Here is a 6,371-nt window from a genome sequence, read left to right on the forward strand (position 1 = left end):
ATACTTTCGCGCGGCGGAGCTCCTGGCGGCGTTTGGGGGTCCTGGAAGGCCGTATGGGGGGTGAAGCGGGCCCGGCCGTCGTGGCGTGAGTCATACCCTTTGATCAGCAAGGCTTCGTCACGGCGCATGTCCGGAAAATAGTACCAGCGCTGGTGCGGATTGTAGGCCAGGTGGTAGATCTCACCGATACGGTCCGGATAGACCATGTCGGTGGCCAGCAGGTCATCGGGGTCGAGCGTCGATGCGTCTAGCAGGGCCAGCGGCGAACGCTTGACGGGCCCGCTTATCGGGCGCCAGAGGTTGATCTGAGCCACCGGCACCGCTGCCAGCGCGTCGGCCTGATCCCTGCCCAGCACTTCGCGGATACGCTCAGGCCCCGAGCGCTCGGTGTAGTCATTATGCACACGGCTCGCCGGGCCACGAATACCCCGTTGCTCGGCATCGCTACGCCGGGTGTGGTCGAAGATGACGACCCGGCTCGCGCCCGTCAGCTCCTTGATCAAGGCCTCGACCTCGGCATAGTAGACGTTTTCCACCGACGTATCGTCGTAAAGGTCGTCGACCACCGTATCCCGACGATGAAGTTCGAACCCCTGCTTGTCCAGAGAAAGGCTGTCTACCAACGGTCGGCCGTTGTATATCGTGACTTCGCGCTCCTTCTGCTCGGCAAAGTAATGCGGTTCACTGTCACCGGTCAGAGCCTCGGTATGCACATAGGGTTTCGCGTCGTGCTTGACCAGATAGGTGAGCGTCGTGGTGATGCTGGCGGGCATGTCAGTCGTGCGCTGCAAGAAACACCTCCCAGTCTGCTGAGCGCATCCAGGATAGTGTCGTCGTGGCGGCGCGGTAGCTTGCATTGCAGGCTTCTCCTACGTAGTGTAGGCCTTCGAACGGAAACTTTCCCTATCGAATTTATGCATTCGAACGAGCACCAAACGCCCTCGGAGGTGCGGTTCACTTCGGTCGGGTCCTCCATGCGTTTTAGGCTTTGTCCGAAAAGTCTGCTCGCAGGCATCGGTCTATGCACGCCAGGCATACCATGGCCCTGAAGCTGCTGGCCAACTTGTCGTACCGTGTGCAGACCCGGCGTAGCTCTTTGATCCAGCCAAAGCAGCGCTCGATGATGTTCCGGTCGCGATACCGGGGTTTGTCAAAGCCCCTCGGCGCGCCAGGGCGTGATTTCCGCTTCATCTTGCGTCGGGCAGTGATGGGTTTCATGCGGTGTCGATCGCAGTAGTGGCGAAGCGGATCGCTATCATAGCCCTTGTCAGCCACGATGAAGCGGCAACGCTTGAGGGGTCTGCCTATGGGGCCTGGCAGGCGGACGTGCTCCATGGCCGGGATGAAATGCCGCGTATCAGAGTCCTGTCCCGGCGACAGCGTGAAGGTCAGCGTCCGTTCACAGACCATGTGGATCTTGGTCGTCAGCCCGCCCCGACTGCGGCCCAGGGCATGGTCTAAGGGTTCTTGGCACCCCCTTTTTTGCCGCCTCCAGAGGCGGCGCGAGTGGCGCGGATCGACGTCGAGTCGATCATCCAGGTGTCCAGGTCCATCAGACCATCCTCTCGCAACCGAAGTTGAAGACGCGCCAGGACGGCCTCGAAGGTGCCGTCGTCACGCCAGTGGCGGAAGCGGTCGTAGACGGTCTTCCATGGGCCGTAGCGCTCAGGCAGATCGCGCCACTTGGCGCCCGAGCAGAAGATCCAGAAGATGCCGTTCAACACCTGGCGGTCATCACGGCGAGGGCGTCCTGTCCGCTGCGGTGGCGACACGATGTCCTCGATGAGGGCCCAGCCGTTGTCGGAGATCTCGTAGCGTCCTGCCATAGGTCACCTATGCTGCTGCGGCATAGGTGACATTAGCAAATTCGAGTTTTCGGACAAAGCCTAGGAAACTCCAGCGTAACTCCCGGTACGCTTTGTGCCACGGTGATTGCAATGCTATCGGCGATAGCGATATCCACCATGCAGCCACCGACTGAGAGGTTCCGCAATCGTCCCGGGATGCTGAGCTCGTGGAGGTACACCTCGACACTGACCCGTGCTTGCATCGATCAGATTACCCCCCCCCCAGCGCGTCGATGACGCTGCTGCGATCGAGGTTCTCGTTCAGCAGTAACGCGCCCGAATCACTGCTCGTGGCGTGACCACTCAGCTGGACGCTGACAGAGCCGCTCCAATTGGGCCACTTCAAGGTAGGGTCTACCGAATAATCGGTAGTGTTGAGATAGTCTTCTACCTTCCATGGTGCCAAGACTTCATGAACCGAATCACGCAAGACAGCGCTCTACTTCCGATGCACAACAGCTAGACACACATACCCGCAACTCACCGCCCTCGTCACGGATGAACCAATCCCCAGGCAAAGCCAGATACCTGCGCTGCCCACAGGCTACATGGATCACGTTATGGTCATCGAACACTACCGAGGCCCCTGCAGAGAAGGCACGGATATCTTGCTTGTTAGAGCCGGTCCATTGCAGTGTCGGCATTACCGTCTCCTTGCTGGATTGAGGGTCAGCGTATCGATACCACTTCCGCAGAAAGCATCCAGGGCACACGCCATCTCTACAGCCTGCTTGGCATTCTTTCCAAGATGCATCGCAGCCATAACATAGTCACGACCGCAACCAATGGCGTGATGGGTGTTCTCCATCACCAAAGGAATCGGAGCACCCTCGTAGTAGGTCACCTGCCCATCAGTGATCACCATGAATGAGGAACCTGAGTCGTCATCCCAAGCCGGGAAGCACTCAAGATCTCCCCCACATTGAAGCCAGTGAAGAAGCTGTACCCCGACACACATTTCCCCGGAGAAGCCCCAGAGCCCCCTTCCCAGCGGTGGATTTTGGTTACTCGACCAGCCTTATGCGTACCGCTGACTGCCATCTTGTCAGCAGCAAGTGTCTTCCCAAAGCTGTCTAACGATCTGGGAGAGAAGATTCGAGGACCCACAAGGTAGACAAGAGAGGCAGGATCTATTGCTCTGGTTACCACATCAGTACTCAAGGGGCGCCCTTCAAACAGGCTTCCATTGAGTTGGCTCAGGAGGAACTGATCGAGGTACCTGATGAGTATCGAAGATAGCGGTGCAGCCGGCCGTGGTTGATGGCGTCGAAGGTTGAGCTCAGATCGGCCTGGCCCGTCAGCAGCCGCCGCAATGCGGCCAGGATGTTCGGCTGGCTCGTCGTCGACGGCGAGCAGTGTCCGGGCTGGGCTGGCAGCCATCATGTTGCAACACCTTCGGCGCCCGGACGCCGCACCGGCAGCGTGACGCGGACACACGAGCCGCGGCCCGGTTCGCTGCGCATGTCGATGCGGCCATGGTGCTTCTGCACGATGCCGTAGGCCAGCGACAGGCCCAGGCCGGTGCTGCAGCCGACCGGCTTGGTGGTGAAGAAGGAGTCCAAGACACGCGCCAGGTGGTCGGGTGCGATGCCGCTGCTGTTGTCCTCGACCTCAACCCAGACCTTGTCGCGCCGCCATTGCTCGACCTCGGCATGGGCCGACGCAAACGCGTTGGCCAGCGCCAGCCGCCCGATGTCGTGCAGCAGCGGATGCACGCGCTCGTCGCGCAGGCTATGGCGGAACAGGTGCGTCAGCGCCACCGGCGGCGCGTCGGAGGTGGCCCGGGCTGTCAATTCGAAGCCCCGGCTTGCGGCAGCAGCACCAGCAGGCGGCCGCGCGCGTTGCCGCTCAACGGCCGGCTCATCGCCCACCAGCGGCGCCCCGCCAGCGTGAGCATCAGGGGCTCGCCGTCCAGCGCCCGCCGCAAGGTCTGCGGCAGCTGCTCGGCCGCAGGCCCGCCCAGCACGTCACCATCCGGTCCGCACAGCGCCCGGGCCGGCGCGTTGGCGAACACCAGCAGGCCTTCGTCGTCGATGCCGAACACGGGCACCGGCACGGCGTCCAGCAGTTCTTGCACCGCCTCGCGACTGCCGACCTCGCGCTGGTTCTGCTCGCGCTGGGCACTCAGCAGCGTCTGCAGCCGCCGGTTCAGCTCGGCCAGTTCCCGGTTGGCGGTCTGCACCTCCTGGTCGAGGCGGCGGTTCTGGTCGGCCATTTCCTTCAATGCGAAGGCCTCGCGCAGATGGGCCCGCAGCTGCTCGTCGTCCCAGGGCTTGGCGAGAAATTTGTAGATCGCCCCCTCGTTGATCGCGTCGGTGATCGACTGCAGCTCGGTGTAGCCCGACAGCACCAGCCGAATCGTCTCCGGGTACAGCTGCTTGGCCCGGCGCAGCAGTTCGACGCCAGTCATGCTCGGCATGCGTTGGTCGGACAGGATCACGTCGACTTCGTGGCGCGCCATCAGCAGCAGCGCCCGCTCGGCGCTGCTGGCCGTGAGGAGCAGCCAGCCTTCGGCGCGCAGCAGCCGGCGCAGCGCCGCGACGATGTTCTCCTCGTCGTCGACCAGCAGCAGCGTGCGCTGTCGGGAACGCCGGCCAAAGTGCGTCGGATCGATTTGCCGGCCGTCGCGCAGCATCGCTTCGATCGCTGCCGCCGGCACGGCGGTGCTGAACCAGTAGCCCTGCATCTGGTCGCATTGGTTGGCGGCCAGCAACGCCGCCTGGCCTTCGTTTTCGACACCTTCGGCGAGCACCTTCATCTGCAACTGGTGGGCCATCGTGATGATGGCGCGCGTGATCGACACGTCTTCTGCCGGCGCGCTGACGTCGGGCATCAGCGAGCGGTCGATCTTGACCACATCGACCGGCAGCCGGCGTAGGTAGCTCAGGCTCGAGTAGCCGGTGCCGAAGTCGTCGAGCGAAACCTCGACACCGAGCGCACGCAGAGCTCGCAGGTGTTGCACCGCCTGATCGAAGTTGGCGATCAGCATGCTCTCGGTGACCTCGACGCCGAACAGCCGCGGGTCCAGGCCGCTCGCGGCGAGCAGGCTTTCGATGCGGCGCGCCAGGTCCGGCTGCAGCAACTGGCGTGCCGACAGGTTGACCGCCATGCGCAACGGCGGCAGTTCGGCACGCTGCCAGCTCGCCGCCTGCTCGATGGCGCGGCGCAGCACCCAGTCGCCGATGGGAACGATCAGGCCGGTCTCCTCGGCGATCGGGATGAAGCGATCCGGCGCGATACCGCCCAATGTCGGGTGCTGCCAGCGCAGCAAAGCCTCGACACCGATGATGCGGCCATGTATCAGGTCGACCTGCGGTTGGTAGTGCAGTTCGAGCTGTTCGTCGCGCAGCGCTTGGCGCAGCGCGGTCTCCAGTGCCAGGCGCTCCGGGTCGTCGTCGTGCGGCGCGCCGGCATAGACGCTGACCTGGTTGCGGCCCAACAGCTTGGCCTGGTGCAGCGCGGCATTGGCGCGCCGCAGCAGGGTCTCAGCGAGGTCGCCGTCGGTAGGCGCCGCGGCCATGCCGATGCTGCCGGTCAGGTGGATCTCATGCCCCGCTATCATCATCGGTCGGGCAATGCTGTCGAGCAGCGTTTGCGCCATGTGCGATGCTTCCGCCGGAGTGGCCCCCATCACGACCACGAACTCGTCGCCGCCGCGGCGCGCCACCAGATCGACGCTGCGTACGGTGGCGACGATGCGCTGGGCTACCTCGCGCAATGCCGCGTCGCCGATGTGCAGGCCGAGGCCGTCGTTGATGCGCTTGAAACGGTCGAGCTCCAGCACCAGCACCGCGGTGGGGGCACCGGCCTGCAAGGTCGCGCCCAGGCGCTCGACGAGCAGCTGACGGTTCGGCAGGCCAGTCAGTTCATCGAACTGCAGCAGTTGCCGGATGCGACGCGCCGCGGCGCGGCGTTCGCGCAGGTCGTCGATACATACGTGGGCGAAGGACGTGTCCCCGCTCGTCACCAGGCTGACGGAGACGTCGACCGGAATCTCATGGCCCTCGTGGTGGTGCAAGCGGGTCTCGAAACGCAGGGAACCACGATCACACAACTCCTGCCAGCGCTGCGGCCACAGCGTTTCGTCGACCTGGGGGTCGATGTCGGGCACCCGCAGCCGCAACAGTTGCTCGCGTTGCAGGCCCAGCAGGCGGCAGGCAGCGGCGTTGGCATCGTGCAGGGCGCCGTCGGACCCAACCTGGAGCAGCGCGTCGTTGGCCTGTTCGACGGCATGGCGGGTCAGCAGCAGTTGGTGCTGTGCCTGCTCCCGCTCGCTCACGTCGCACGCAGAAGGGATCATCCAGACCACGCGTCCGTCGGGCCCGTAGAGCGGCAGCAGCGAAAAGTCCATGGTCAGCGTGGCGCCGCTGCTGGTGGCCACACGCACATCGAAGCGCGACGCTTCGCCGCGCGCTGCGCTTGCCAATGCCTGCTGCAATCTCCGCTGCGACAACTCGCAGGCCTGCCACCAGGGGGTGGCGTCGAAGCGCCGTCCGAGCACCTGCTCGGGCGCACTGTCGATGG

General features: G+C 63.9%; 5 protein-coding genes. All 5 read right to left on the reverse strand.

The genetic code is table 11. From position 1 onward, the window contains the following. The coding region (locus J5F18_RS15815; RefSeq protein ID WP_346299516.1) for a CmcJ/NvfI family oxidoreductase at positions 1-791 on the reverse strand (791 nt) is incomplete at its 3' end. Positions 792-981: 190 nt separating this feature from the next. Continuing rightward, positions 982-1,826 (reverse strand): IS5 family transposase gene (locus J5F18_RS15820; RefSeq protein WP_346299517.1). Its coding sequence is split into 2 segments (ribosomal slippage): positions 982-1,482 and positions 1,485-1,826, totalling 843 coding nucleotides; the frame shifts between segments, so codons are not numbered across the junction. A gap of 664 nt (positions 1,827-2,490) precedes the next feature. After that, entirely contained in the window at positions 2,491-2,712 is a 222-nt protein-coding gene (locus tag J5F18_RS15825) for a hypothetical protein (protein ID WP_346299518.1), read from the reverse strand. A gap of 514 nt (positions 2,713-3,226) precedes the next feature. Further along, a complete protein-coding gene (locus tag J5F18_RS15830) occupies positions 3,227-3,607 on the reverse strand; it encodes an ATP-binding protein (RefSeq protein WP_346299519.1) in 381 nt (126 codons plus the stop codon). A 29-nt stretch (positions 3,608-3,636) separates the two neighbouring features. Beyond that, positions 3,637-6,371: EAL domain-containing protein (locus J5F18_RS15835; protein WP_346299520.1), on the reverse strand; the 2,735-nt coding region annotated here is incomplete at its 5' end.

This window comes from Halomonas sp. BM-2019, from assembly GCF_017584085.1.

Bases quoted from the DNA above. Each gene is read 5' to 3' on its own strand.
- J5F18_RS15825 (WP_346299518.1), bottom strand. From the start codon at position 2,712: ATGGTGATCACTGATGGGCAGGTGACCTACTACGAGGGTGCTCCGATT.